This is a genomic window from Enterococcus sp. 12C11_DIV0727 (genome assembly GCF_002148425.2).
Classification (GTDB): Bacteria; Bacillota; Bacilli; order Lactobacillales; family Enterococcaceae; genus Enterococcus_L; species Enterococcus_L lemimoniae.
Genome location: NZ_CP147248.1, coordinates 109,074 through 134,268, shown reverse-complemented (window position 1 = coordinate 134,268; position 25,195 = coordinate 109,074). Strand labels below are relative to the sequence as shown.

At 36.2% G+C, this 25,195-nt stretch carries 19 protein-coding genes and 1 pseudogene; 2 read left to right on the top strand and 18 right to left on the bottom strand.

Features of this window, described 5'->3' with window-relative positions:
- Nucleotides 1-11: 11 nt before the first annotated feature.
- The 10 genes and pseudogenes from pepT to A5866_RS00610 all read right to left on the bottom strand — a co-directional run bounded on the left by pepT (nucleotide 12) and on the right by A5866_RS00610 (nucleotide 15,597).
- Nucleotides 12-1,241: a peptidase T gene (pepT, locus tag A5866_RS00655; RefSeq protein WP_086281683.1), complete on the bottom strand. Its 1,230-nt coding sequence runs from the start codon at nucleotides 1,239-1,241 to the stop codon at nucleotides 12-14.
- A 22-nt stretch (nucleotides 1,242-1,263) separates the two neighbouring features.
- Entirely contained in the window at nucleotides 1,264-2,382 is a 1,119-nt protein-coding gene (locus A5866_RS00650) for a Nif3-like dinuclear metal center hexameric protein (protein WP_086281684.1), read from the bottom strand.
- Nucleotides 2,372-3,082 carry a tRNA (adenine(22)-N(1))-methyltransferase gene (locus A5866_RS00645; RefSeq protein WP_086444665.1) on the bottom strand — a complete coding sequence of 237 codons (711 nt, stop codon included), beginning with the start codon at nucleotides 3,080-3,082 and terminating at the stop codon, nucleotides 2,372-2,374. Before A5866_RS00645 ends, A5866_RS00650 begins: the two co-directional genes overlap by 11 nt.
- A gap of 141 nt (nucleotides 3,083-3,223) precedes the next feature.
- On the bottom strand, nucleotides 3,224-5,128 hold the full coding sequence (locus A5866_RS00640) for an endonuclease MutS2 (protein WP_086444666.1): 1,905 nt from the start codon (nucleotides 5,126-5,128) through the stop codon (nucleotides 3,224-3,226).
- Nucleotides 5,129-5,510: 382 nt separating this feature from the next.
- Complete coding sequence (gene glgA, locus A5866_RS00635; RefSeq protein ID WP_086444667.1) at nucleotides 5,511-6,941, bottom strand: glycogen synthase GlgA; 1,431 nt, start codon at nucleotides 6,939-6,941, stop codon at nucleotides 5,511-5,513.
- Nucleotides 6,938-8,089 carry a glucose-1-phosphate adenylyltransferase subunit GlgD gene (gene glgD / locus A5866_RS00630; RefSeq protein ID WP_086444668.1) on the bottom strand — a complete coding sequence of 384 codons (1,152 nt, stop codon included), beginning with the start codon at nucleotides 8,087-8,089 and terminating at the stop codon, nucleotides 6,938-6,940. Before glgD ends, glgA begins: the two co-directional genes overlap by 4 nt.
- Nucleotides 8,079-9,221, bottom strand: a pseudogene (locus A5866_RS00625) (glucose-1-phosphate adenylyltransferase). Before A5866_RS00625 ends, glgD begins: the two are co-directional and overlap by 11 nt.
- Before the next feature lie 58 nt (nucleotides 9,222-9,279).
- Nucleotides 9,280-11,172, bottom strand: coding sequence for a 1,4-alpha-glucan branching protein GlgB (glgB, locus tag A5866_RS00620; protein WP_086444669.1), 1,893 nt, complete (start codon nucleotides 11,170-11,172; stop codon nucleotides 9,280-9,282).
- Nucleotides 11,173-11,530: 358 nt separating this feature from the next.
- Complete coding sequence (gene alaS, locus A5866_RS00615) at nucleotides 11,531-14,170, bottom strand: alanine--tRNA ligase (RefSeq protein WP_086445531.1); 2,640 nt, start codon at nucleotides 14,168-14,170, stop codon at nucleotides 11,531-11,533.
- Between the two features lie 320 nt (nucleotides 14,171-14,490).
- Nucleotides 14,491-15,597 carry a DUF7278 family profilin-like fold-containing protein gene (locus A5866_RS00610; RefSeq protein WP_086444670.1) on the bottom strand — a complete coding sequence of 369 codons (1,107 nt, stop codon included), beginning with the start codon at nucleotides 15,595-15,597 and terminating at the stop codon, nucleotides 14,491-14,493.
- 127 nt (nucleotides 15,598-15,724) lie between these two features.
- Between A5866_RS00610 and A5866_RS00605 the strand changes: the two genes are divergently transcribed.
- A complete protein-coding gene (locus A5866_RS00605) occupies nucleotides 15,725-16,174 on the top strand; it encodes a GNAT family N-acetyltransferase (protein ID WP_086444671.1) in 450 nt (149 codons plus the stop codon).
- A gap of 99 nt (nucleotides 16,175-16,273) precedes the next feature.
- On the opposite strand, the gene A5866_RS00600 is transcribed toward A5866_RS00605, so the two are convergent.
- On the bottom strand, nucleotides 16,274-17,626 hold the full coding sequence (locus A5866_RS00600; RefSeq protein WP_086281689.1) for a DEAD/DEAH box helicase: 1,353 nt from the start codon (nucleotides 17,624-17,626) through the stop codon (nucleotides 16,274-16,276).
- A gap of 66 nt (nucleotides 17,627-17,692) precedes the next feature.
- Nucleotides 17,693-18,868, bottom strand: coding sequence for a VanZ family protein (locus tag A5866_RS00595; protein WP_086444672.1), 1,176 nt, complete (start codon nucleotides 18,866-18,868; stop codon nucleotides 17,693-17,695).
- A 184-nt stretch (nucleotides 18,869-19,052) separates the two neighbouring features.
- On the opposite strand from A5866_RS00595, the gene A5866_RS00590 reads away from it, so the two are divergent.
- Nucleotides 19,053-19,376, top strand: a complete 324-nt coding sequence (locus A5866_RS00590) for a hypothetical protein (protein ID WP_086281691.1) — start codon at nucleotides 19,053-19,055, stop codon at nucleotides 19,374-19,376.
- Between the two features lie 297 nt (nucleotides 19,377-19,673).
- On the opposite strand, the gene A5866_RS00585 is transcribed toward A5866_RS00590, so the two are convergent.
- From A5866_RS00585 to A5866_RS00560, 6 genes are read right to left on the bottom strand one after another with little or no spacing between them, the layout of a single operon-like run.
- Nucleotides 19,674-20,324 (bottom strand): ABC transporter ATP-binding protein, encoded by a 651-nt coding sequence (locus tag A5866_RS00585; protein ID WP_086444673.1) that lies wholly within the window; start codon nucleotides 20,322-20,324, stop codon nucleotides 19,674-19,676.
- Nucleotides 20,317-21,024 (bottom strand): ATP-binding cassette domain-containing protein, encoded by a 708-nt coding sequence (locus tag A5866_RS00580; RefSeq protein WP_086281693.1) that lies wholly within the window; start codon nucleotides 21,022-21,024, stop codon nucleotides 20,317-20,319. The genes A5866_RS00585 and A5866_RS00580 overlap by 8 nt, the downstream gene beginning before the upstream one ends.
- Nucleotides 21,017-21,799 (bottom strand): ABC transporter permease, encoded by a 783-nt coding sequence (locus tag A5866_RS00575; RefSeq protein WP_086281694.1) that lies wholly within the window; start codon nucleotides 21,797-21,799, stop codon nucleotides 21,017-21,019. The genes A5866_RS00580 and A5866_RS00575 overlap by 8 nt, the downstream gene beginning before the upstream one ends.
- Entirely contained in the window at nucleotides 21,796-22,734 is a 939-nt protein-coding gene (locus tag A5866_RS00570; protein ID WP_086281695.1) for an ABC transporter permease, read from the bottom strand. The genes A5866_RS00575 and A5866_RS00570 overlap by 4 nt, the downstream gene beginning before the upstream one ends.
- Nucleotides 22,735-24,300, bottom strand: a complete 1,566-nt coding sequence (locus tag A5866_RS00565) for an ABC transporter substrate-binding protein (RefSeq protein ID WP_086281696.1) — start codon at nucleotides 24,298-24,300, stop codon at nucleotides 22,735-22,737.
- Nucleotides 24,297-24,980 carry a class I SAM-dependent methyltransferase gene (locus A5866_RS00560; protein ID WP_086444674.1) on the bottom strand — a complete coding sequence of 228 codons (684 nt, stop codon included), beginning with the start codon at nucleotides 24,978-24,980 and terminating at the stop codon, nucleotides 24,297-24,299. Before A5866_RS00560 ends, A5866_RS00565 begins: the two co-directional genes overlap by 4 nt.
- Between the last annotated feature and the right edge of the window lie 215 nt (nucleotides 24,981-25,195).

The window sequence follows — 25,195 nt, the reverse complement described above, 5'->3', positions numbered from 1 at the left end:
CTAAATACTGATTATTTAGCGTTATTCTCTGCAATTTTCACAATAACATCTGTAGCTTTTTCCATTGCTTGTAATGAAACAAACTCAAAACGACCATGCATGTTTTCGCCACCAGCAAAAATATTAGGCGTGGGAATACCTAGATAGGAGATCTTAGAACCGTCTGTTCCGCCGCGAACAGGTTCGATCAATGGCGTGATATCAAGTTCGATCATCGCATTTTTGGCTAATTCAATAATACTCATGTCTTTTTCGATTACTTCACCCATGTTGTAGTATTGATCAAATAAATCAACTTGTACCCGTTCTTGATCAAAAGACTGATTGATGATTTCTTGAACTTTTGTAATCAGCGCTTTACGCGCTTCAAATTTTTCACGATCATGATCACGAATGATATAGGTCATTTTTGCTTCTTCTGGTGTGCCGCTCAGTTGCGCTAAGTGGAAGAATCCTTCATAGCCATCCGTTTTTTCGGGCACTTCATTTTGCGGTAACTGATTATGAAAATCAATTGCCAACTGTAATGCATTGATCATCGTATTTTTAGCTGTTCCCGGGTGGACATTTTTTCCTTGGATCGTTACTTCAGCTTGAGCTGCATTGAAGGTTTCGTATTGTAATTCTCCCACTGGGCCGCCGTCCATCGTATAGGCAAAATCCACATTAAATTGATCGACATCAAATTTATCAGCCCCCACACCGATTTCTTCATCTGGACCAAATGCAACACGAATCGTACCATGTTTGATTGATGGATCTTTGATCAAAATTTCCATGGCTGTCATGATTTCAGCGATCCCTGACTTATCATCAGCGCCTAAAAGCGTAGTTCCATCGGTTGTGATCAACGTTTGACCAGCATAATTTTTTAGGTTAGGAAAATCTTTTGTATTTAAAGTAAATTTACCCTCGCTATCTAATTTAATCGTTGACTCACCATCATACTTTTCGATGATTTGCGGATTCACATTAACAGCATTAAAATCTGCTGTATCCATATGAGCAATAAAGCCGATCGAACGAACGTCTTTCTCTATATTACTTGGTAATGTAGCGATCACAAAACCATTTTTTTCATTGTATAGTACATCACTCATACCAAGTTCTTCTAACTCTTTTTTTAACGTTTGAGCGAAAGCTACTTGCGTTTGTGTTGAAGGTGTTGTTTCGCTAGCTGGATTAGAGCGTGTTTCTGTTTTTACATAGCGTAAAAAACGTGGCAATAAATTTTCATACATCGTTTCGTTCCCTCTTTCTACTTTATCTAAATTTAAAAGGATTCGTATTTACCTCAGATTCGATAAATGTTATATCCCAATTATAGTCTTTTTTCCATTGATTGAATAGTTCAACCAACTTTGGTTTGCATAATTGCTCGATATAATGTCCTGGATCGATCACTGGTAGGTCTTCTGTCAGCATGTCATGGCCAGTATGATAATAGACATCGCCCGTGATATAAACATCCGCTTGATTTTTGAGAGCATCACGGAAAAATTTTTCACCACTGCCACCACAAATCGCAATACGCTGGACTAATTTTGTCTCATCTTCTGCTACAATCCGTACACCATCCAAAGCAAATTTTTCTTTAATAAAAGCAACAAATTCTTTTAGCGGTACAGCCTTAGCTAAATTCCCTACTCGTCCTAACCCATATTCTTTGGTAATGTTTTCTATCGGGTAAAGATCATAGGCTGGTTCTTCATATGGGTGAACTGACAGCATTGCTTGAATCACGTTTGCTTGAATCGTTTCTGGAAAAATCACTTCGATTTTAGCCTCTTGAACAGCCGCCTCTTCACCTACTGTACCAATTGTTGGATTAGCATTAGTAGCTGGTGTAAAACGTCCTGTGCCAATCATTGAGTAACTAGTGTTGGTATAATCCCCTTGCGTACCTGCACCCGCTTCGCCAAGAACTTTTCGCATCTTGGCAGCATGATCGACTGGTACAAAAACCGCTAACTTCTTATAACCGACGGTGTGCGTTTTGGTTAAATAGGTAGTATCTTCAATTCCTAATAAATCGCAAAACCAGTCATTTAAGCCATTTTCAATAATATCCATATTCGTATGTGCAGCAAAAACAGCAATATCATGTTTCAATAAATCTGCATACATTTTTGTCTGAAAATCATCTGTATCTAATCGTTTGACTGGTCTAAAAATCGGTGGATGTTTGGCAATGATCAAATCAACTTTCTTTTCGATTGCTTCAGCCACGACTTCTGGCCGAATATCTAAAGTAACCATTACTCGGTCTAGCTTTTTATTTAAAGTGCCAATATGCAACCCCACAGGATCATCTGCTTCAGCTAACCACTGAGGACAATAGGCTTCAAAGTGTTCAATAAATAACGTTCCATCAAGACTCATCTGACAAAACCTCCTTGATTTCAGCAATTTCTTTTTCTATTTGGTGGATTCTAACCGTTTGGTCACCAGATGCTTTGGCCAATTGTGCTAGAATCGTTTCACGCTGATTTAGTTCCCCTAACCATTTTTTACGAAAAACAGCGGACTGCTTTTGCAGTAACAGTGGACCGAAGAGTCGTTCTTCTTCTGAATAAGCCACTCTAGTTTCAAGTCTTGACGCCACAATGATTTCATAAATCTTATTATTTTCTTCTATAATATCTTCTTCAAGTATTGTAAAACCGTGTACTGTCAACCAATCACGTAACGGCTTTTCACCAATGTTTGGTTGTAAAACGAGGCACTCATTTCCTTGAAGCCGTTGGTTGTTCCAACCAGCCTCTAAAATATCTCGGATCAAAACACCACCCATCCCACAAATCGTCACGGCAGTAATCCCGTCTGTCTGTTCCACAGCATCTAAACCGTCTGCCAAACGGACAATAATTTGATCATTCAAGCCATTTTTTTGTACTTGCTTTTTAGCCGCTTCAAAAGGACCTCTTACAACTTCTCCTGCCACCGCAAAATCAAGTTTATTTTGTAAAACTAATGCTACAGGTAAATACGCATGGTCAGAACCGATGTCTGCTAAACGACTTTGTTCTGGAACTAATTCTCCCACACGCGCTAAACGTTTTGATAATTGATTTTCATTCATTCTATATATTCCTCCGTGGCTATTATACCATTGAAAAACCGCCTTGAAAACTTGTAAGATGTGGTTGTGAAAGAAGTATTGACTGGCAAATAAGAGCAAGACTTTTGTCTTCCTCTCGTTTGCTTAAAATCGTTAGTACGGTCATTCTTCTCTTTGAATCGCTCTCGCTTGCATCTCTTTTCTTAATTTCTTATGGGCTTTTTTAGAGCCTCGCTCTAGATCACGGATCTTTTTACGCTCATGATAATCGTCAAATAAAGAGTCTAAATCGTAGTTTGGTGGATATAATTCTTTTGCGCTACGATCCAATTTCAATTGTCGTTTAGGTACTCTTACCTTTTGGTTTTCTACAAAAATGATGACCTCATCTGATAGTTCGATTAATTCAAAAATTAGTCCGATTGTCTTTTTCTCTGTCCAAAATACACGATCCCCTTTTTCATAAGTTGGAAAAATCGTTTGTTCTTTTGGCTTTCTTACCTTTTGCAATGAGTGTTCTTTTTCAGTCGAGTAATTGCGATTGTGTAAATAGTTTTGCGCTTGTTTTACGACGTGTTCATCCAAATTCATTTTGTTCGCAATCCAAAAAGCGTTACTCTCCCCAGTTTCCCCTAGAATCAACTGGTATTTCGGCATTAAATTTTCAGAATCAAAGGCCATCGCTGCGGTTAGAAAGTCTTCATGTTGTTCTGAAAATCGTTTAATTTCACTATAATGGGTCGTTGTAATCAAGATACTTCCTTTTTTATAAAAAGCTTCCATGATTGCGATCGCCAACGCGGCTCCTTCGTTTGGTTCTGTTCCACTCCCAATTTCATCTAATAAAATCAAACTATTTCGTTTTGTTTTAGCAAGAATTTCAGAGATATTCTGCATATGACCTGAAAAGGTACTTAAGGCGTTTTCTATACTTTGCTGATCCCCAATATCCACAAAAATCTGATCAAAAATCCCGACATTTGTCCCAACATCCGCAATGATTTGTACACCCATCATCGTTTGTAAGGTAATCAGTCCAACTGTTTTGAGCACAACCGTCTTACCCCCTGCATTCGGACCCGTGATTGTTAATCCTCGATAATCTTGTCCTAGTGTTACATTTAACGGAACAGCGTTTTCACCTAACAAAGTGTGTTTTACATTTACAAACTCAATAATGCCGTCTTGGTTAATTTCTGGTTCGATTCCATTGATCTCTCGACTATATTTAGCCTTCGCAAAGATCATGTCATATTGTGCCACTACCTCTAGATTTGACTGGATAGCAACCATTTGTTCGGCAATCAGACCAGTCAATGTCGATAAAATTTGATAGACTTCTGTCGCTTCTTCCATTTTCAATTGATAGAGTTTGTCATTTAACTTCGTTACCGTTGTTGGCTCTACAAAAACCGTTGTTCCTTTAGAGGACGCATCCACGACGGTTCCAGAAATTTGATTTTTATAGGTAGCTTTGATTGGTATGGTATAACGGTCATTTTTTTTAACCACGATTGCTTCTTGAATTTTAGGTTTATTTTGTGTATTTCTAAGAAATGACGTTAGTTTCGCTTCAATTTCTTTTTCACATTCTTGAATAGCTCTACGAATTTTACGTAGTTCACGACTAGCATCATTTTCCACTTGATTGTTCCGAATGACTTGATAGATCTCCAATTCGATCATTGAAAATAGTTGTAATGAATCACTATATCTGGCTAAAAGCGGTGCAATAAATTCATTTTTTTGCATAAAAGCTTGGATCAAACGACTACTCCTAAGAAAATCTGCATAGCTGATTAATTCAGTTGGTTCTAAAATAAAGCCCTTTTCAACTTGGCTGGTCAAATGCTCAATGTTGTTTAATCCCATAAATGGGACATGTAAATTGGCCATAAGCAGCGTTTTTGCTTCGGAAGTTTCTTGTAATCGTTTTTTCACTACATCTAAGTGACTGTTTGGTTTTAGTCGCTTAATTAGCTCTTTTCCATAGTAACTGATAGCATAGGTCATTAATTTTTCTTTGATTTGATTAAATTGTGTTTTATTATAGGTTTCTTGATTCATCTGTATCTCTCCTTTTAATTAAGAGATACCTATCTTCTTTTGAATAGGACAAAGAATTTATTTTTTAGCTACAGCAATGATTTTGCTTGAAAATAGAAAAAGGGATGAAGTGTCCCCTTCATCCCTCAATAATCACTAAATAAAAACAGTCATCCTGCAGTCTATCTGGTATTTTTGTATGAGTTAAGATAGGTATCAACGTAAGTACACTAAAGAAGCCATCTAAAAATGGTCGTTTATTCTTCAGCTATTCATTTCCTTAGGTTAGATACTTACACTCACAAAAACACCTCATAATTATCTTTGGCTATTCATTTCTCGCTAAAAGTATACCTTGGTTTTATGCTGTCGTCAATACTTAAAAACGAAAAACAGCATTGCTTTATCCTACTTGAATGATCTCTTTATATAAATCCAAATAGACTTGACTCGATTTTTCCCAGCTAAAATCTTTTTTCATTTCGTTTTTGATTAGCTGTTGCCATGTCTGCTGATCCATTCTATAAAGATCAATGGCGGTTAGCGTACTATACATCAAGGAATTCGAGCTAAATTCAGAAAAACCAAAGCCTGTTCCCGTTTTTGTGGTCAGATCATACGGGGGAACCGTATCTTTTACCCCCCCTACTTCGTGGACGATCGGCAACGTTCCATAACGCATAGCAATCATTCCGCATGGTTCAGTTTCAGAGGGCATCCAGAACAAATCAGCACCAGCGTAGATCAATTGTGCTAACGACACATCAAATTTTCTATTTACGGTAATTTTATCTGGATAACGCTCTCCAAAAGGACGGAAAGAATGTTCGATTCCGGGATCTCCCGTTCCTAATAAAACTAGCTGTACATCTTGTTCCAAAAAATTGGTTAGTTCATCCAAAACTAAATGAAATCCTTTTTGAAAAGTTAAACGACTAACAATTCCGATCAAGGGTACCTCTGTCCTAACAGGTAAGTTCAGTTTTTTTTGTAACGCTTGTTTGTTTTTCTGTTTACCGGACAAATCGTTTAAAGAAAAATTTTCTAAAATCAGTTGATCCGTCTCAGGGTCATTCATTTCATAGTCGATGCCATTTAAAATACCACTTAATTTTCCCTGCTCCAAGCGTAAGATTCCATCTAAACCAAACCCAAATTCAGCTGTTTTGATTTCTTCAGCATAAGTAGGACTCACTGTGTTCACACGATCAGCATATAAGATCCCCGCTTTTAAATAATTGACACCATCCAGAAAACGAGTAGCACCATCATTAAACCGTTCCGACCCCATTCCAAAAAGATCCGGGAGTAAATCTTTACTATAAGCTCCTTGAAACTCAATATTATGAATAGTCAATACTGTTTTTATTGCGCGAAAGTTTTCAACTGCTTGGTATTTTTCTTTTAATAAAAAAGGGACCATTGCGGTATGGAAATCATTGACATGAATTACATCAGGTCTAAACTCAATGTTTTCAAGCATTTTAATAATGGCCAATGAAAAGAAAGCAAAGCGTTCAGCGTCATCCTCATAACCATACAATTGTTCACGATCAAAATAATATAAATTATCAATAAAGTAATACGAAATCCCTTTTAAAATCAGCTGCTTGACACCACAATATTGATGACACCAACCAACTTCGACAGAAAACGTAGCAACCTCTTCGCACTGTACTTTATAAATATCTGGCATTTTTGTAAAGTAAGGTAAGACGACTGCAATATTGATGCCCTTTTTAGCTAGTTCTTTTGGCAGCGCTCCAGCAACATCCCCTAACCCACCGTTTTTAAAAAATGGAGCGCATTCGGCAGATGCAAATAAGACCTTCATGATTTCAGCCCTCCAATGACATCTGTTGACACGTCCTGATTTTTTTTAATTACAACAGGTTGTTCAGCCGTTCCAATAATCTTGATTCCTGCTGCTACTGTGACATACTTGTCTAATATTGCATATTCGATTACTGCATTTTCGGCAATTTTCGCATTAGACATCACAATTGAGTAGTTAACTCGTGCTCCTTTTTTGATCACCGCTCTTCTTGAAATCAAACTATTTTCCAGCTCGCCCTCAATAATACAGCCGGTAGCACACTGACTATTTTTCACCTGTGACTCTTTGGAATAGTATGTCGGTACTTCATTTTTTAATTTTGTATAAATTTTTTGTTTTGAGTAAAGCAATGAATTAAAAATAGATGGATTTAGCATATCTAGATTTGCTTGATAATAAGAGGCTACGTCATGAATATTGCTTAAATAACCCGTATACTCATAGGCTGTAGTTTGCTCCTCACCTAGTTTACTTTGAAGAAATAGATAAATATTTGGTGATGCCTCTCTTGTTTGCCCAAGCTCTAGTTGTTCAATCAGCCTTTTTGTTTGAACAATATAGATATCCATACACAGATTCAGCTGCTCAGTCTGTTTTCTCGGTCTAAACGGGTGAAGACTCAGCGCATTCCCTTCATCACTTACCTGAATGGTTCTTTCCTCTAATGAAATAGTTGATGAATTTACCCGTTTATAAACAACCGTCACGCGATTGTTTTGTTTTTGATGACTCTTTAAAACAGCTCGTAAATCAATAGTACATAGCATATTACTGCCTATAAACACGGTATATTCAGATTCTGATTTTTTAAGATAGTCGATCACTGATTCATAATAATGTTGCCCTTGTTCTTTTTGTTTTAGAATATCTTGATAAAAATAAACAAAATAGCGATTTTGCAACGAATCTAAATTCCATTCTTTACCGCCACCGATATGATCAAATACAGAGCGTGTTTCACCTTCATTAAAGATCATAAAAATCGAATTGATATTCGCATTCGCAATGCTTGAAAGAGGAAAATCAATCAACCGATACTTACAATCAAAAGGCAAAGTGTCTAAGGGACGATTTTCAGTCAGTGGCAATAATCCTTGAAATGTTGACACATTCCCTAAAATGGCGCACATTTTTTTAGTCTTCATCACTCTGCACCCCAATCACTTCTGAATAGCCGATGACTTCGATCTCATTTTCAGTATAAATTATAGCTTGGTCCCCGATGATCGCATTCTCTCCGATTATGGCATTTTTGATTGTGACATTTTTTCCGATTGTAGCGCCAGGCATGATCACGCTATTTTCGATCGTTGCCCCCACCTTGACTTGAACACCTGTGGAAAGGATACTGTCCCTAACCGTTCCCGCAACATAGCAACCATCTACGATCAATGAGTTACCAACAGAAGCTGTTTCTGTAATATAATGCGGCGGTGAGATGTTATTTTTAGAAAACATCCGCCAGCTTTTATCTCGCATATTCAGCTCATTTTCTAACCCAATAAACTCCATACTTGCTTCCCATAACGAATCGATCGTTCTCACATCTTTCCAATACCCATTAAAATGATAGGCGTAAACATTTTCTCCTGCTTCTAGCTACGTAGGAATTACATGCTTCCCAAAATCTAGCATCTGTCCATCTTTTGAATAACTGTTCAGCAACACATTCCGTAAGCGTCCCCAGTTAAAAATGTAGATTCCCATCGAGGCTAAATTGCTTTTAGGTTCTGATGGTTTTTCATCAAACTCAATAATTCGATCATTTTCGTCCGTATTCATGATGCCAAAGCGCGATGCTTCTTTTAAAGGGACTTCAATGACAGCAACCGTCAAAGAAGCATTATTAGCAATATGTTCATCTAGCATCGCTTCATAATTCATCTTATAAATATGATCTCCAGATAAAATCAAAACATATTGTGGATTCATTTGATCAATAAAAGCAATATTTTGGTAAATTGCATGGGCTGTTCCTTCAAACCATTTTTCCCCATCAGAACTAGAATAAGGTTGTAAAATCGTCACACCAGAATCAATCCCATCTAACCACCAGCTTGAGCCGTTGCCGATATGGCTATTCAACGCTAGCGGCTGATATTGGGTGACCACTCCGACATTTTTAATTCCTGAATTGATACAGTTACTTAAGGTAAAATCAATAATTCGATATCTGCCGCCAAAGGGCACAGCTGGTTTGGCAATATTTTGAGTCAGCTTTCCTAGACGTGTTCCTTGTCCTCCAGCCAAAATCATTGCAAGCATTTCTGAACTCATCTGCAACGGGTGACATGCCACCCTGCCTCCTTTCAAAACTATGTGTTATTCGATCAGCTTATTTTCTTTTTAGATCAAATTCTTTTGGTTTTAAAATAATTGCTCCCAGTGCTGGAACAATCGTTTGAATACGATAAGGAAAATGTTTAAACGGTTCTGAGCTTGCTTGGCAGGCTTGATTCAACGCAGTCCAAGTACCACCATATTCTTTTATCTCAGTGTTGAAGACCTCTTCATATATACCAGAAAATGGGACACCTATTGAAAAATTTTGTCTTTCGATTGGTGAAAAATTTAAAACAACGATTAAAAAATCGCTTTGGTTTTTGCCTTTACGGATAAAACTCAATACGGTTTCTTCGTTATTATCAGCATCGATGATTTCGATTGTTTCAGGTGTATGTTCTAGCTCCCAAAGCGCTTTTTCTTTCTGATAAAATAAAGTAAGTGCCTTTGTAAAGGCCTGCATGCTGCGGTTCATTTGATCATCTAGATCAATCCATTCTAGGCTTTCAGTGGATTTCCATTCCAGAAATTGACCCCACTCACTACCCATAAATAGTAATTTTTTCCCTGGATGAGTCATCATGTAAACATAAAGATTTCGTAGTTGAGCAAATTGCTTATAGCGATCGCCCCACATTTTATGCAATAAGCTTCGTTTACCATGAACAACCTCATCGTGCGATAAAGGTAGAATATAATTTTCCTTTCGCATATACATAAAAGAAAAAGTAATTAAACGAAAATGGTACTTGCGAAAGGCTGCATCCATTTCATAAAAACACAGGGTATCATTCATCCAACCCAAGTCCCATTTATAGTCAAATCCTAACGCACCATTTCCAATAGTGCCTGTGATTTTTGTCTCAGAGGAACTTTCTTCCGCAATCATGATCACATTCGGATGTGCTTGTTTGATTACCGCATTCAGCTTTTCTAAAAAGTAATAACCAGGCCAATTACGATTACTACCGTCATCATTTAATGAAAATGGCCCTTCATCATAATCTAGATACAACATATTCGAAACTGCATCAACCCGAATCCCATCAATATGAGCTATTTCGATCCAATATAAGGCACTTGAAATCAAAAAACTTTGAACTTGAGGTTTACTTAGATCAAAATTTAGCGAACCCCAACGAATATTTTTAGCTTTAACAGGATCTTGATATTCAAATTGTGGCGATCCATCATATTTGGCAAGTCCATCATCATTAATGCAAAAATGCCCTGGCACCCAATCAACTAAAACGCCTATACCATTTAAATGACAGGTCTCCACGAACTGTTGAAACTCATCAAGTGTTCCATACGCTGAGCAAAGAGCAAAATAGCCAGTCAACTGGTAGCCCCAAGACTCAGCCAGAGGATGCTCCATCAACGGCATAAATTCGATATGTGTGAAACCTAGCTCTTTCACATAAGGAATCAAGGTTTCTTGAAGTTGTTTAAAGGAATATGGCGTACCATCTTCTTCACAGGCCCATGAACTGGCATGAACTTCATAAATTGTTAACGGTTGGTTAAGCTTGCCGGATTGTTTGGCACTGTTTTGCCATACTTTATCACGCCATTTTCTTTCAGGCATCATTTGGATCACAGCTGCATTATTTGGACGCTTTTCAAATGCAGTCGCAAAAGGATCGATTTTGTAGACCTCTCTGCCATCTGCTTGTTTGACCAAAAATTTATAAAAATCACCTACTTTTGGTAATGGTGTAAAAATTTCCCAGGCACCAAAATGTTCATCCTTTAGTAGTGGTAATGAATGCTCCCACTCATTAAAGTCTCCAACTAGCCAAACTGCTTGAGCATTTGGTGCCCAAACTCTAAAAATAAAACCAGTTTGTTCTCCTTGCTGCATTTGATGAACGCCAAAATAATGTTGGCTATAGAAATTTTCACCTGTTTCAAAAAGCTCTATCGGACTTTTAGGTTTAGCCATCCAATTCTCTCCTCTCTTAAAGCGAAGAATTCAATTTTATGGGAAGTAAAAAGAGGGTAGGACATTAGTCTCTAGTCAGCTCTTATTTCCAAATCCTTTAATTTTTTGAGCTTTAGTTCTTAGATATGTCCTAATCACACTATTTTTTTCAAAAGAAAGCCAAATAAATTTCTAAAGTTATACTCGTTTCATTAAATATTTCTGAGTGTTACTAATTTAAATCTAACAATAAAATAAAAAAAAGAAAGAATTAGCACTTCAACACACAAAAATAGAGACCAAAATAAAACGGGACATTCGTTTCATCTTGGTCTCTATTTTTATATACGTTTCTGTAAATTAAGGTTCTTTTTGTCTTCTATTTTGCTAACCAATTGGCAACTTCCGTTAAAGCATCATCGATTCCAGCAGGATTTTTACCGCCAGCTTGTGCCATATCGGGACGACCACCGCCGCCGCCGCCAACTTTTGGTGCAATTGTTTTGATCAAATCGCCTGCTTTTAAGCCTTTCTCATTAGCTGCTTTTGACATTGCTGCTAACAAGCTAACTTTTTCCTCTTGCGCTGTTGCTAAAACCAACACATCAGAAAGTTCTTTTTGTTTCCATTGATCCGCTAATTGACGTAATTGATTCATATCTTTTACATTGACTTGTGCAGCAATGTAAGTTGTGCCATTGATTTCTTTGATTTCTTTGAAAATGTCTCCTGCTTGTTGATTAGCTAATTTCCCAGCAAGTTGTTCATTTTCTTTTTGTAAATCGCGTAATTGTTGTTGCAATTGTTCTGTTTTTGAAACAACTTCTTTCAGTTGAGGTGATTTAACGATTCCTGCAATTGTTTTTAGTTGTTGCTCTTCTTCGTTCATTAACTCATACGCTTCTTTGCTTGTCACAGCTTCGATCCGACGGACACCTGCACCGATTCCAGATTCAGACACTATTTTGAAAATACCAATATCTTCCGTATTTTTCACATGGGTTCCACCACAAAGCTCGATTGAATAACCACCGATATTCACAACCCGAACTTCTTTCCCATATTTCTCACCAAACAACGCCATGGCACCCATGTTCTTCGCGGTATCGATATCTGTTTCCACCGTCTCAACAGGAATGGCTTTCCAGATTTTTTCATTGACGATTGCTTCCATTTGGACTAATTCTTCTGCTGTTACTTGTCCAAAGTGAGTGAAGTCAAAACGTAAATGTCCAGGAGCTACTAATGAACCTGCTTGATTGGCATGATCTCCTAAAATATCTTTTAAGGCACGGTGCAATAAATGAGTTGCTGTATGGTTTTTCAAAATGCGATTGCGCATTTTTTCATCCACATACAATTCATAGACAGCCCCTTCTGTTAATGTGCCAGTCACTTGAACAGTGTGTAAAAATTGACCATTTGGTGCTTTTAACACATTTTCTACATGAGCGACAATCGTTCCATCTTGATCCTTGATTGTTCCGTGATCCGCTACTTGACCACCCATTTCAGCATAGAAAGGTGTTTCAGAAAAAATCAATTGTGCAGTACCCTCTGAAAGTTCACTTAGAATTTCATCATCTTTTAAAATAATCAATAATTTGCTAGTTGCGTCCAATTGACTATAACCAACAAATTTACTTTCAACTTTGATATCTGTTAAAACGGCAGATTGAACGCCCATTGAAGTGGCTTTGCTACGAGCTGAACGAGCACGTTCTCTTTGGGCTTCCATTTCTTTTTCAAAGCCAGCATGATCGACTTTCAAGTCTGAATCTTCTGCTACTTCTTCCGTCAATTCGACTGGGAAACCATAGGTATCGTATAGTTTAAAGATGTCTTTCCCGTTTAAAGTGTCTTGATTATCTGCTTTTACTTTGACGATCAATTCATTTAAAATATCTAATCCTTCATTGATTGTTTCATGGAAACGTTCTTCTTCTGTACGAACGACTTTTTCAATAAATTCCTTTTGTTGTAAAACTTCTGGATAGTAACTTACCATTACTTCTCCTACAACTGGCACTAATTTGTATAAAAAGGCTTCATTAATCCCTAATTTTTTCCCATGCATAACAGCACGGCGCAATAAACGACGTAAAACGTAGCCACGACCTTCGTTTGAAGGTAACGCACCATCCCCGATTGCAAATGATAAGGCACGAATATGATCAGCGATCACTTTAAATGAAATATCTGTTTGTGGTGATTGACCATAAGTAACTTGTCCACTTAATTTTTCAACAGCATGGATAATTGGCATAAATAAATCTGTTTCAAAGTTCGTTGGTGCATTTTGAACGATCGACACCATCCGCTCTAAGCCCATTCCCGTATCAATGTTTTTATGTGGTAATGGTTCATAACTATCATCTGCTTGGTGGTTAAATTCAGAAAACACTAAGTTCCAAATTTCTAAATAACGCTCATTTTCGCCACCAGGATAGTTTTCTGGATCGTCTTCAGCAACATCATTGAAAGACTCCCCACGATCATAGAAAATCTCTGAATCTGGACCACATGGACCAGCACCAAGATCCCAGAAGTTGTCTTCAATATCAATGATATGATCCATCTTTAGCCCAATTTCTTCATGCCAGATTCGTTTTGCTTCTGTATCTTTTGGATAAACTGTTACATATAATTTTTCAGGGTCAAAAGCCATCCAGTCAGGTGAAGTCAAAAATTCCCAAGCCCAGTGGATTGCTTCCGTTTTAAAATAATCTCCGATCGAAAAATTTCCTAACATTTCAAACATGGTATGGTGACGAGCCGTTTTTCCAACATTTTCGATATCGTTGGTACGGATTGATTTTTGAGCATTGGTGATTCTTAGGTTTTCTGGAACCACAGATCCATCAAAATATTTTTTCAATGTGGCAACACCCGAGTTGATCCATAATAACGTTGGATCATTGACAGGTACTAAAGATGCACTTGGCTCAATTGAGTGTCCTTTTGATTTGAAAAAGTCTAAGTACATTTGACGAACTTGGCTACTTGATAGTTGTTTCATGGTTTTATTCCTACTTTCTTCACTAATTAGTTGATCTTGTGCAACAAAAAAAGCGGCCTTCACTGCAATACAAGGACGAAAAATCGCGGTACCACCTTGTTTGCAATGAAGTCGCTTGAAACATTCATTACCTCTTAAACTCGCTAACGCTGAGTGGCGTTGATATTTCTACCAAAATGACTTAAAGGGAGCAATTCCATTATTGTGTTATCCTTCTTTCAGCAATGAAGAACTTTCTGTAAACACGAAAAAATGAATCATATCCTTTAGTTTCCTTATAAAGTATAAGGAATCTTCAAAAAAATGTCAATGTTTTCTATTTAATTTTCAATCCGGATAACTTTTCGATATAAATAATCAGTAGGACTTAGCTTTTGTTCAGGTAAGACCGCATGATTTGGACTAAAATAAGTCGATAACGGTAACATTTCTTCAATCAATGTATTTCGTGGCAAAATTTGTTTAGCTAATTTTAATGCAGTTGGATCAGTTGTTAACTCATAGCGATTTTTTTGTGTGTCAACGACTAGACCAAACATATTTCCCCCGTCCATCTTACTTTTGATTTGACGGCCAGATTCATTTTCCTGAATCAATAACTCATTCCCCCAACGAAATAAGCGACGAGTTCCTGCACCAACAGCAAACTCCCATTGATCTTCTGATAATAAACCGAAACCCGTTCTTTTTAGTGCTAACGTCAATTCATCATGAGTATAGTCAGAGTGGCTATATACAAAATAGTAATCAGATTCAGGCAAAAACTCTAGATAGAATTTATTTTTTTCTAAAAGGGATTGTGGAAATGTCCAGCTCAGACTTTCAGCAGCCGACAATGTAGGAAACAGCTTTTCACAAATCTGATTTTCAAACGCAACAAATTGTTCGATCTCACCTTCAAATGTCCCTGTAACAGTATCAAAAATGCCTAGAAATTCAGTGCAGGCAGGTAGTGCATATTTTTGAACAAACATCGCCGGTATTTTGACTTTCCTCAAATCTGTTGTCTGTTGGTTTATATATTCAGAAATTCCTTCTAAAGATGTTAAATCATAGGATGTTTCTGCTTCAATCCACTCAGTAGCAGAATCGATCACTTCGTTTGTCAGTGTTGTTTTAAACGTGTTTTTCTCTAGATTTTCCACATCAAATCCCAGTAATTCATGGGCACGTAACCCTTCTGCCCCTAAATCCCAGCCAAGGATTGCCTCACTATTTCCTGGAATAAAGACAAACAGTTCACCATCCAACTCTAATTCAAAGGTCCGACATTTGATGCCATATAATTCAAAATTGACTAATTCAATCGTACTGACTTCAATTGTTGGTGGTACAAAATACATCAATAATTGCTGTAATAAAACGATTTTTTCATTATCATTTAAATTCTTCCAATTTGCCCATTCACTTTGTTCAAATAGGTCCAAATCAAACCCTCCTCGTATTTTAAACGCCGAGCCAGCCACTAACGCTAGATGACCTTTAAACTATCTGCTATGATTAAGTATACCACTGAATGGATCTTTCACTAAGAAAATTATCTGGAGGGTTGCTATGCATACTCATTTTGGCAATGAAGTTTGGCACCAAGCAGCAGCATTTATTTTACGATATGAAGTTTTTGTTTTAGAACAAGGAATTGCCTTACAAGATGAATTTGACGAGCTTGACACAAATGATCGCAATTATTTTGTTGTGTATGAAAACTCACTCGCCATCGCTACGATTCGTTATCAGAAAAAAGACGAACAGACCATTCAACCTGATCGCTTTTGTGTAAGAAAAGAGTATCGAGGACAAGGAATTGGAAAACAGTTACTTTTATTATTAGAAGAAACGGCTGTAAAAGAGGGTTATCTATTCAGTACGCTCTCCGCAGAAAAGACGGCATTGACTTTTTATGAAGCGTTGAATTATTATGTAAATTCTGAGGAATATTTAGAAGATGGCCTATTATGTGTTGAAATGATCAAAAAAATAAGAGGTTGGGACAGGAGTGTTTAACCCCGAGAAATAAGAAGGGGTTGCTTCTGCTCCCACCGTTTATTCATATTTAGCGTGTGAAACAAAAGTACTTTTTACTTTTGTCCCACACCCTTATTTTTATTTATAACTATTTTTCTTAGATTTTTTAGCTGTCCGTGTCTGTTGACGGCGTTCAACTTTACGTTTTTGTTTATTACTTGCTGAAATCGCCCACTCGATTTTCTTCTTGTAACCAGGTTTGATTTTTTTCTTTTTCTTTTTCACTAAACCAATCAAGGTAGGGTCTTCTAATGCATCTTTTGATTTTTCACGTTTCGTACGACGATTACGATCATACGTGTCAACTAATTCACCATTTTTGATTTCTTTCGGTTGGAATTTGATTCCTAGATCTTCCACTTCAGAAATTGCTTCTTCATCTGCTGGTGAATAAAGAGTGATTGCTGTTCCATCTAAGCCATTTCGGCCAGTTCTACCAACACGGTGAATAAAGAAATCCAAGTCACTTGGTACTTCCGCATTGATAACATGCGACACCCCTTCGATATCAATACCGCGTGCCGCTAAATCTGTCGCCACAACATATTGAAATTCTAAGTCTTGCACTTGACGCATCACACGTTTACGTTCTCTAGGTGAAATATCACCATGGATCTTAGCCACTTTTAACCCTTGATCTTTCAAGTAATCCGTAATTTCGTCCACCCGTTGTTTGGTGTTGGCAAAGACAATCACAAGATATGGATGTCCAATCGTCAATAATTGGTAAATCAGACGATTTTTATCTTTCCCTTTTGTTGAAATCAACCAGTTATCAATCGTTTCTGAGATGATATTTTTAGGTTTGATATGTTCAATAATAGGGTTTTCCATATACTTCTTCAAAAATGGTTTTAATTTTTCAGGAATTGTCGCAGAGAAAACCAACATTTGCAGCTTATCTGGCAAACGTCCAGCAATCTGATCGACTTCTTCTAAAAAACCCATATCCAATGTCATATCCGCTTCATCAACGACAAACGCAAAAGCAGTATGGGCTTTTAAAGCTTGTTCATTCATCAAATCTAAAATACGACCTGGCGTTCCAATCACCACATGAGGTTGTTGGTTCTTTAATTTTGCGATTTGACGTTGTTTATCTGTACCGCCAACAAAATTTGTCACACGCATTTCAGGTTGACTGAATTTTGCGATTTGAATCGCTTCTTGATAAATTTGATTTGCTAACTCACGACTTGGTGCCGTGATCAAGATTTGTACCTCATCTAATTGAGGGTTAACTTTATTCATCAATGGTAATAAAAATGTATGGGTCTTGCCGCTTCCTGTTTGGGATTGACCGATGACACTTTTGCCTTTTTTAATCACTGGGATCAATTTTTCTTGTACTTCTGTTGGTCGTTCAAACCCTTTATCCGCTAGTGCTTCCATGATAAAATCGTTGAACTGAAATTGTTTAAATGAACTCATTTACCTCACCTCTTTCAAACTTGTTGTGTAAGTCCTCATGCATTATACCACAAAAACTGCGATTCCTTATTGATTTTCTACATTTTTCTCTCTTTTTATCGTGCTGATCGTATAGGTATGGCTCGCTTTTTCATAAAATAATCGACGCTTCTTTCTAATCAATACATACAGAACATTAATGAAAAATAGTAATAACAGGAACGAGCAAAATAGAAACAACATAAAACTCACTAACTGCAACATTCGATTACTAGAATTGAGCAAATCAGCTGAACTCGTCATGTAAGAACTGATCAAACCATAAACAACATACAAATAACCATACCGAATAAATAAAGCGCGAAAACGAATTTTTTCATGCCCTTCTTCTACAACTTGAATACGCACGACTTTCTTGCCGATTGTTTCCCCATTCGTCAGTTTAGGTAGCAACATAAACACTACAAATACCATAGCGAAAAACCAGATTCTTCCTTCTAATGCAGGATATCCTACAAACCATTGTTTGTATTCTGGGATTAAATTGAGCATAAACATCCCAAATGCTTGCACGATCGAAATCACAAACCAATCGATCAAAAAAGCCACAAAACGCCGAAATAAACTAACGGATTGCCCTTTTTCATAGGCGGCTTCATCCAACTCGTCTCTTGTTGGAAATAAAAAGGTCAACATCGGTGTAATCGCATAACCGACAATTCCACCAAACGTATTATTGATCAAATCATTCACGTCCGCTAACCGATAAGGTCTAGGATAAATAAAATACAATCCGCTCAACTGCGTTAACTCAAAAAACAGCGACAAGAGAAAACTAGCGAGAACTACTTTTTTGAATGAAAGTTTGTAATAATAACGTAAATACACCCCAAAAGGAACGAGCAACAGAACGTTGAAAACCGGCTCCAACACGACGCCTTGCCTTAACGCTGGGATAAAGGTACTTGGATCATGAATATTCAAGACCGTCTCTTGCATAAAACGGTTAACAAAATAAAACGGCCGCAATTCTAACATTTGGCTCGTATATTGCGCTACCTCAGCTCGAGGCGGCAATGGTAAAATGACCAAAAAATATGCACAGAGTAAATAGAAAACAAATGAATACAAAATAAGCGCTCGCCTAAATAAAAAAGTACCGTATTTCCGATATTCACGAATAACAAGAATAAATGAAATGGCAAAAGCTAAAAATGGAAATACGATCAAGGCTGTTTTGATTGGTGCAGCATAGGCTGACATAAAACACTCCCCCTTCTACTTTAGTTTAGTAAAAAATAGACACTTTGTCATTTAAAATAGTCACTCCTTTAGCAAAAAATATATTTTGCAAATCAGAAAAATTGCAGTATGATTGAATTATAGCGCTTCAACAATCAAATTCCCCAATAATCTGGCAGCAACTTTTAAATACGGAGGTTTTATTATGTTAAATCCATACTTTGCTTTTGGCGTTCCCATTTTTCTACTCTTTTTATATATCGTATTTGCCTTCATTAGAAAAAAGAGTACTGTTCACTATATTGGTTTTGTCCTTTTATTGATTGCAACATTTATGATGGCGTTTAGTTTCCAAGTATTACAAGGTTTGTGGACTTTAGAAGAGAGTCATGCTACTGCACAACTAGGAAAATTAGGTTATGCACCAGAAATACTGTGGATTCCACTTATTTTAGGTGCTGTGTTGGCAATCCTCAATCTATGGAGAGGTGTAAAGAGAGTCAAGTCTTTTCGGGAAGAATCTAATTAAAGAACTAATATAGAGGGTCTTGAGGAAGGAATAAAAGCATTTATTCGATTTTTAAGTGCAAGACAAAAGTAGTTTTTACTTTTGTCTTGCACTTATTTTTTATTATAATTCTTCATTATCTTTTACAGTAGCTCCTTGCTACAATTAAGACTATCACACAGATACTATTCAATGATACTACCGTATTAAATGAAATTAAAATGTAGTTATTACTCCACTAACAGTTACCACTTTTCTAGATTTTTTTCTTAATTTTTTTAGTATTATCAATCGATAAAACCACTCATTAGTTTTGCACTAATGTTCTAACAAAAATGTATTATCACAACATTCATTTACTAACTTTTTATTATGAGAAATAAAAAGTACACTCATTTCCTGCTGTTTTTTTAGTAAATGAATAATTCTCAATTCATTGATTTTATCCAAACTTGCTGTTGCCTCATCACAAATCAGTAACTTAGGTTTTACTAATAACGACAATGCAATACAAACTCGCTGATATTGACCACCGCTAAGTTCTCTAGGGCGCTTTGTTAATAATGATTTTGGCAAATGACAGTCATCTAAAACTTGCTTAATACGTAAATTTTCATTTGATTTATCTACTAATCTAAATTTTCGCAATGGTTCCTGAAGGATTTTTTCGATTTTTTTGGTAGGATCAAGTGCATTTCGCGTATATTGAGCGACCAATTGGATATTTTGCATCCATTGACGCAACTCATATTGCTCTTGCTTTTGTCCGTTTAAATAAATTTCCCCTTCAGAATATGTTTCCAATCCTAAAATAATTTTAGTCAATGTGGATTTCCCCGAACCATTTTTTCCTATGACACCTACCCACTCACCCTGATTTATGACAAGGTCAAGATTTTGAAAAATAACTTGTTCTTTATAGGTTTTGCTTAATTTATCAATCTTTAATAAACTAGAATTCTTATTCAAATATCTGAATCAACTCCTTCGTGTACTTTGCACTAGGATTGCTAATAACTTGCTGGGTCTCTCCAACCTCGATAAGCTGCCCATCTTTCATAATACCTACATGTGTGCTAAATTCTTTGACGATGGTCAGATCATGCGTAATAAAAATAATTGTTAAGTTTTTTTCTTGGTAAATCTTCCACAAAAGAGCCAAAATCATTTTCTGACTTACTTCATCTAGCGCGCTTGTTGGTTCATCTACTATCAAAATCTCGGGTTCGGTAAGTAACGCACTGGCAATAGCAACTCTTTGACACATACCACCACTCAACTCAAATGTGCGTTTATCTAAAATAGAATCAACCGAATCAAAACCAACCCACTTTAAAAGTTGCTCAATTCGCACTTGCCTAACTGTTTTATTTTCTACTCCTTTTGATTTTAATAGTTGATGCAGCTGGGTTCGTATCGGTATATTCCTTTGCATACTGCCTATTGGATCCTGTAAAACCAAATCCATTTTTTCTCTATTTGCCTTAATTTTACCCGTTACGTGAAAATTAGCAGGCAGTAAATTCAAGATCATCCGACTCAAAAGGGTTTTCCCCCCACCACTTTCTCCAATAATTGTAAAAAATGCTCCTTTGGGAATTTTTAAAGAAATTCCTTTTACTATTTCTTGATTTTTCAAAAAAGCAGAACAGTCGATTAATTCAATCATAAACTACACCCCATTTTTGATTGATCTTTTTGCTGATTCTCTGCGTTAGTATAACAATGCCGCTTAACAAAATACCAGGAAAAATAAAAACCCAAGGTGCAACGAAAAAGTAAGCTTTCCCATCAAAAAGAATTGTACCAAGTTCAGGTGTTGGTGGCTGTATGCCGATACCTAGAAAGGACAAACCAGAAATACTTATCAGTATTTTACCTAAATCCGTCGTAAACAAAGACATTAATTCTACCACTAAATTAGGTAAAATATGATAAAACAACGTATGAAATGTAAATGAACCTCTTAATGGTGCTAGAAGAACAAACTCTTCCGTTTTTATATTCAACACTAAATTTCGAATGTAACGAATATATTTTCCTGAGCCACTGATAATTAAAGCTGCCATTACAGTGAAAATCGAATTAGAAAAAAGACCTGCAAAAACGAGAGCAAGAATCATCGAGGGAATACTTATCATCATGTCCGCAACTATTGTAATAAACGAATCAATAAACCCACCAATCAAGCCTGCACTACCACCTAAGAGGAGACTGATTAGAACAATGCCAATTAGAACCAGAAGAGCGATACTCAATGAATAAAAACACCCATAAATAACGCGACTAAACAAATCTCTACCTAAATAATCTGTTCCAAACCAATGTTGCCAACTGATTCCTTGTAAGCGACACTCTTTATCAATCAGGTAAGGATTTTTTAAATTCAAAAAGACAACTAGACTAACACTGATAAAACAGATTAATTGAACAATCCTTTTCATTCTTTCCCTCCTTGATCTATAACGACTCTGCTATCTACTTTTTGAATAGCAAGATCAATCAAGTAATTTAGTATAAATGTTCCACAGGCAACAACTAAAGTGATTCCTTGAATGACCGGATAATCCCGAGTTGAAATAGCATCCATCAGTAGCTTTCCAAATCCAGAAATACTAAAAATAATTTCTATCATCACACAGCTACCAAACAAGTGAACCAAACTTGTTCCATACAGAGATATTAATGCTACAAATAGCTCATTCAACTGGTAATAATACCGGTAGTACCACTTGATCCCTCTAAATTTGGCCAAAACTTGCCGTTCACTCTTAGCCACAGTCGCAACTAAATCGCTGACCATTTTTGTTAAATAACTCCCTTCAGCAAAACTAATAACTAAAACAGGTAGAATAAAATGACGAATAGAGCGACTGCCAACAAAGGGAAACCAATTCAGCTGAACACCAAAAATAAAGATAGCTAAAATTGCTAACCAATAAATTGGAAAAGATAACAAAATCGAAAATATCTGTTTCGTCCACTGATATGACGAACTATTCCCAATAACTCCACCAATTAAAAGCGAAAGAACAATACAAAGAATAAAAGAACTACTCATTAATCTAAAAGTAACGAAGAATTTTTCTAGAAGTAATGTTTTCACAGGAAGATTATTCATAAATGAATGACCTAAATCACCTCTTAGAGTATTTAGCAACCAGTGGACGTATTGATCAAAAAAATTACCCTCTATCCCAAGTCTTGTTCGCGTTTCTATAATTACTTCGGGTGATAAGGTTTGAACGCCAAGTTTTCTTAGCACACTTAATGCCGGGTCACCTGTTGACAAATAAAGTAATCCATAAAGTATAAAGGTAAAGAGCAACATACTTATAAGTAACCGTAGGGTTTTCTTCAAAAAAATGTGCGTAGACATTTAGTTCACCGCTAATCTCTTGAAATCAATCGGCGCATCCGATAAACCTGAATACTCAAATGTAGAAATTTTTTCAGATGTTACAAAGTTTTCATCCTTGTATTCAATTGGTATTGCTAGAGTTTCTTCAGATAGACGAGCAAAAATGTTATTAAAAATGTCTTGTTGTTTTTCTTTATCGTTGGTTGTTGCGTAATCATTTAATAAATTAGTCAGTTTTTCATCATTTGCCAAAACACCGTGCGTTCCTGCTTGGTTTTGAAATAATGAGTTCAAAAAGTTATATGGAAGCAGCGCATCTGTATACGTTCGATAAAAAATCAAATCATATTTTTTAGTTTTCCATAAAACATCATAATAGCTTTCTTTATCTAAAATCTGAATATTTAACTTAACACCAGCATTTTTAAGTTCGCTTTCAATAACTTCTGCCTTTTCTTTCCATTCGGGAAATTCAGTTGTTTGTATGACTAAGGTAAATTGTAGCGTCTCATTTCCTTTCTCATAATAGTTATTTTGATTGAGCTTATAACCTTGGCTTTCAAAAATTTCTTTTGCTTTATCTAAATCATACGAAGTCTTGTGCTGATTTTCTTCCGTTACATATTGTACATTCTCGCGAAATAATCCGGCTAACTTTTTATCAGATAGCTCAGATTTGTTGATCGCTGCTTCTATCCCATTACGAATGGTGGCACTTAGCTGAGAATTATCTGGATTAAAGGCTAAAAAATGTGACATCGTTCCAGTAAATTCATGAACATTGTATTTTTTATCCTTTTTTAAAGAGGAAATGTCACTATCAGTAATATCCCCTAATGTCCCTCCAGCAATATCTATTTCACCACTTTTAAGCGCTAATGAGCGAGAGCTACCATCTTCAATTGTCTGAAATGTTACATTATAGTTGACTGGGGTTTCATGGTTAAAATATGGATTGGCTTTCATTACCGTCTGCTCGTCTGAGCTTTCTTCCACGACAAAGGGTCCAGAACCAATTGCTTTTTTAAACTCTCCATCAATTTTCTGATTCTCTACCGCATTTGGGCTCATAATTCTTAGTGGTCGTGTTTGACACAACTCTGAGAGAACTTGATTCGATACTTTCGTAAATAGCATCTCGACTGTATTTTCATCAATTACCGTGATTTTTTCAAGATTTGTTAAAGTTTGTAATGAGGTTGTTTCATTATTATATTTCGCGCGCTCAATCGTAAATTTCACTGCTTCAGCGTCTACTTTACTTCCATCAGAGAACTTGCTATTCTTTTTTAAATGAAACGTATATTTTTTCCCATCCTCAGAAATATCCCACGATTCGGACAATCCAGCTTTGAATTCACCTTTCCCTGCATACTCAATCAGTGGCTCATACACTGCTCCATATAATGCCATAGCTGCATCATAAGATGTGGCATCTAATAAATCTGCTTTCCCTTCATTGGATATAGCAATATTAACCGTTTTTAGTGCTTGATTGTCGTTATTTTTATCAGTTGTAGCCGTACAACCAACTAGACAGACTAACCCTACCAATAGACCTATCATTTTAACTCTTTTCTTCATTGCTTTTCTCCTTTTTTTGTAGCTTTAATCAAGTAAGAATTCTCACAAGACAAAATATAATCATCCACTGATAGGTAAAATTCTCTGTAATGTGTAACTTGATAGATTGGTTCTCTATATTCTTTTATCAATTCTACTGAAAAGCCTTGCTTTACAAGACTGTCTACAACTTCTGTCAACGTCTTATTCTGCATTTTGGTTGCGCCATATTTATCTATTTTTTCCTTCATATATTCCATACTAGGATTTTTGGATTGGTCAGAAAATGAAGCGTAGTAAACGCCTTCGTCTTTTAAAACAGCTGATATTTTCTCGAAATGTGAATCTAAATCTTCGATTAAGTATAAAACAGATGTACTAATTACAGTATCAAACTTTGTGTCTAAAGTTGTGACATCGTCTGTGTTGATATAATGGATTGGGTAGTCTGCCACTCGACTTTTTGCTACTTCAATTGCTTTTTTTGCCAAGTCCACTCCATAAGCATTACTAAATGGAATTCGATCATGTAAATGTCGCAAAAAACCACCTTGATTACATCCAAAATCTAAAATAGTTCTATTCTGTATATCCTTTTTGTCAATTAAATCAATTACGTTTTGCCAACCTTCATAGTGACTATTTTCCATTTCTTGATCTCCGTGACTTCCTTCTTGCCACCAATTTTCATATGTTTCCATAAAAACTCCTCCTTTAATTGAGAACGATTCTCATTATCAATTATTACATAACACAAATTTACTTTCAAGATATAATTTTATGATGTACCTATTTTATATAAACAACAAAGCTCTGTCTTTATATGGAACTATTTTTATACTTTCATACTCTTTTTCCTTTCGATTAAACAATCATAAAACGTAATGAGTACGATTTTATCCAAAAAAATATATCA

What these genes read in the sequence shown, in the direction of transcription:
- pepT (WP_086281683.1), bottom strand. Translation starts at nt 1,241, where the DNA reads ATGTATGAAAATTTATTGCCACGTTTTTTACGCTATGTAAAAACAGAA.
- A5866_RS00650 (WP_086281684.1), bottom strand. Translation starts at nt 2,382, where the DNA reads ATGAGTCTTGATGGAACGTTATTTATTGAACACTTTGAAGCCTATTGT.
- A5866_RS00645 (WP_086444665.1), bottom strand. Translation starts at nt 3,082, where the DNA reads ATGAATGAAAATCAATTATCAAAACGTTTAGCGCGTGTGGGAGAATTA.
- A5866_RS00640 (WP_086444666.1), bottom strand. Translation starts at nt 5,128, where the DNA reads ATGAATCAAGAAACCTATAATAAAACACAATTTAATCAAATCAAAGAA.
- glgA (WP_086444667.1), bottom strand. Translation starts at nt 6,941, where the DNA reads ATGAAGGTCTTATTTGCATCTGCCGAATGCGCTCCATTTTTTAAAAAC.
- glgD (WP_086444668.1), bottom strand. Translation starts at nt 8,089, where the DNA reads ATGAAGACTAAAAAAATGTGCGCCATTTTAGGGAATGTGTCAACATTT.
- glgB (WP_086444669.1), bottom strand. Translation starts at nt 11,172, where the DNA reads ATGGCTAAACCTAAAAGTCCGATAGAGCTTTTTGAAACAGGTGAAAAT.
- alaS (WP_086445531.1), bottom strand. Translation starts at nt 14,170, where the DNA reads ATGAAACAACTATCAAGTAGCCAAGTTCGTCAAATGTACTTAGACTTT.
- A5866_RS00605 (WP_086444671.1), top strand. Translation starts at nt 15,725, where the DNA reads ATGCATACTCATTTTGGCAATGAAGTTTGGCACCAAGCAGCAGCATTT.
- A5866_RS00600 (WP_086281689.1), bottom strand. Translation starts at nt 17,626, where the DNA reads ATGAGTTCATTTAAACAATTTCAGTTCAACGATTTTATCATGGAAGCA.
- A5866_RS00595 (WP_086444672.1), bottom strand. Translation starts at nt 18,868, where the DNA reads ATGTCAGCCTATGCTGCACCAATCAAAACAGCCTTGATCGTATTTCCA.
- A5866_RS00590 (WP_086281691.1), top strand. Translation starts at nt 19,053, where the DNA reads ATGTTAAATCCATACTTTGCTTTTGGCGTTCCCATTTTTCTACTCTTT.
- A5866_RS00580 (WP_086281693.1), bottom strand. Translation starts at nt 21,024, where the DNA reads ATGATTGAATTAATCGACTGTTCTGCTTTTTTGAAAAATCAAGAAATA.
- A5866_RS00575 (WP_086281694.1), bottom strand. Translation starts at nt 21,799, where the DNA reads ATGAAAAGGATTGTTCAATTAATCTGTTTTATCAGTGTTAGTCTAGTT.
- A5866_RS00570 (WP_086281695.1), bottom strand. Translation starts at nt 22,734, where the DNA reads ATGTCTACGCACATTTTTTTGAAGAAAACCCTACGGTTACTTATAAGT.
- A5866_RS00565 (WP_086281696.1), bottom strand. Translation starts at nt 24,300, where the DNA reads ATGAAGAAAAGAGTTAAAATGATAGGTCTATTGGTAGGGTTAGTCTGT.
- A5866_RS00560 (WP_086444674.1), bottom strand. Translation starts at nt 24,980, where the DNA reads ATGGAAACATATGAAAATTGGTGGCAAGAAGGAAGTCACGGAGATCAA.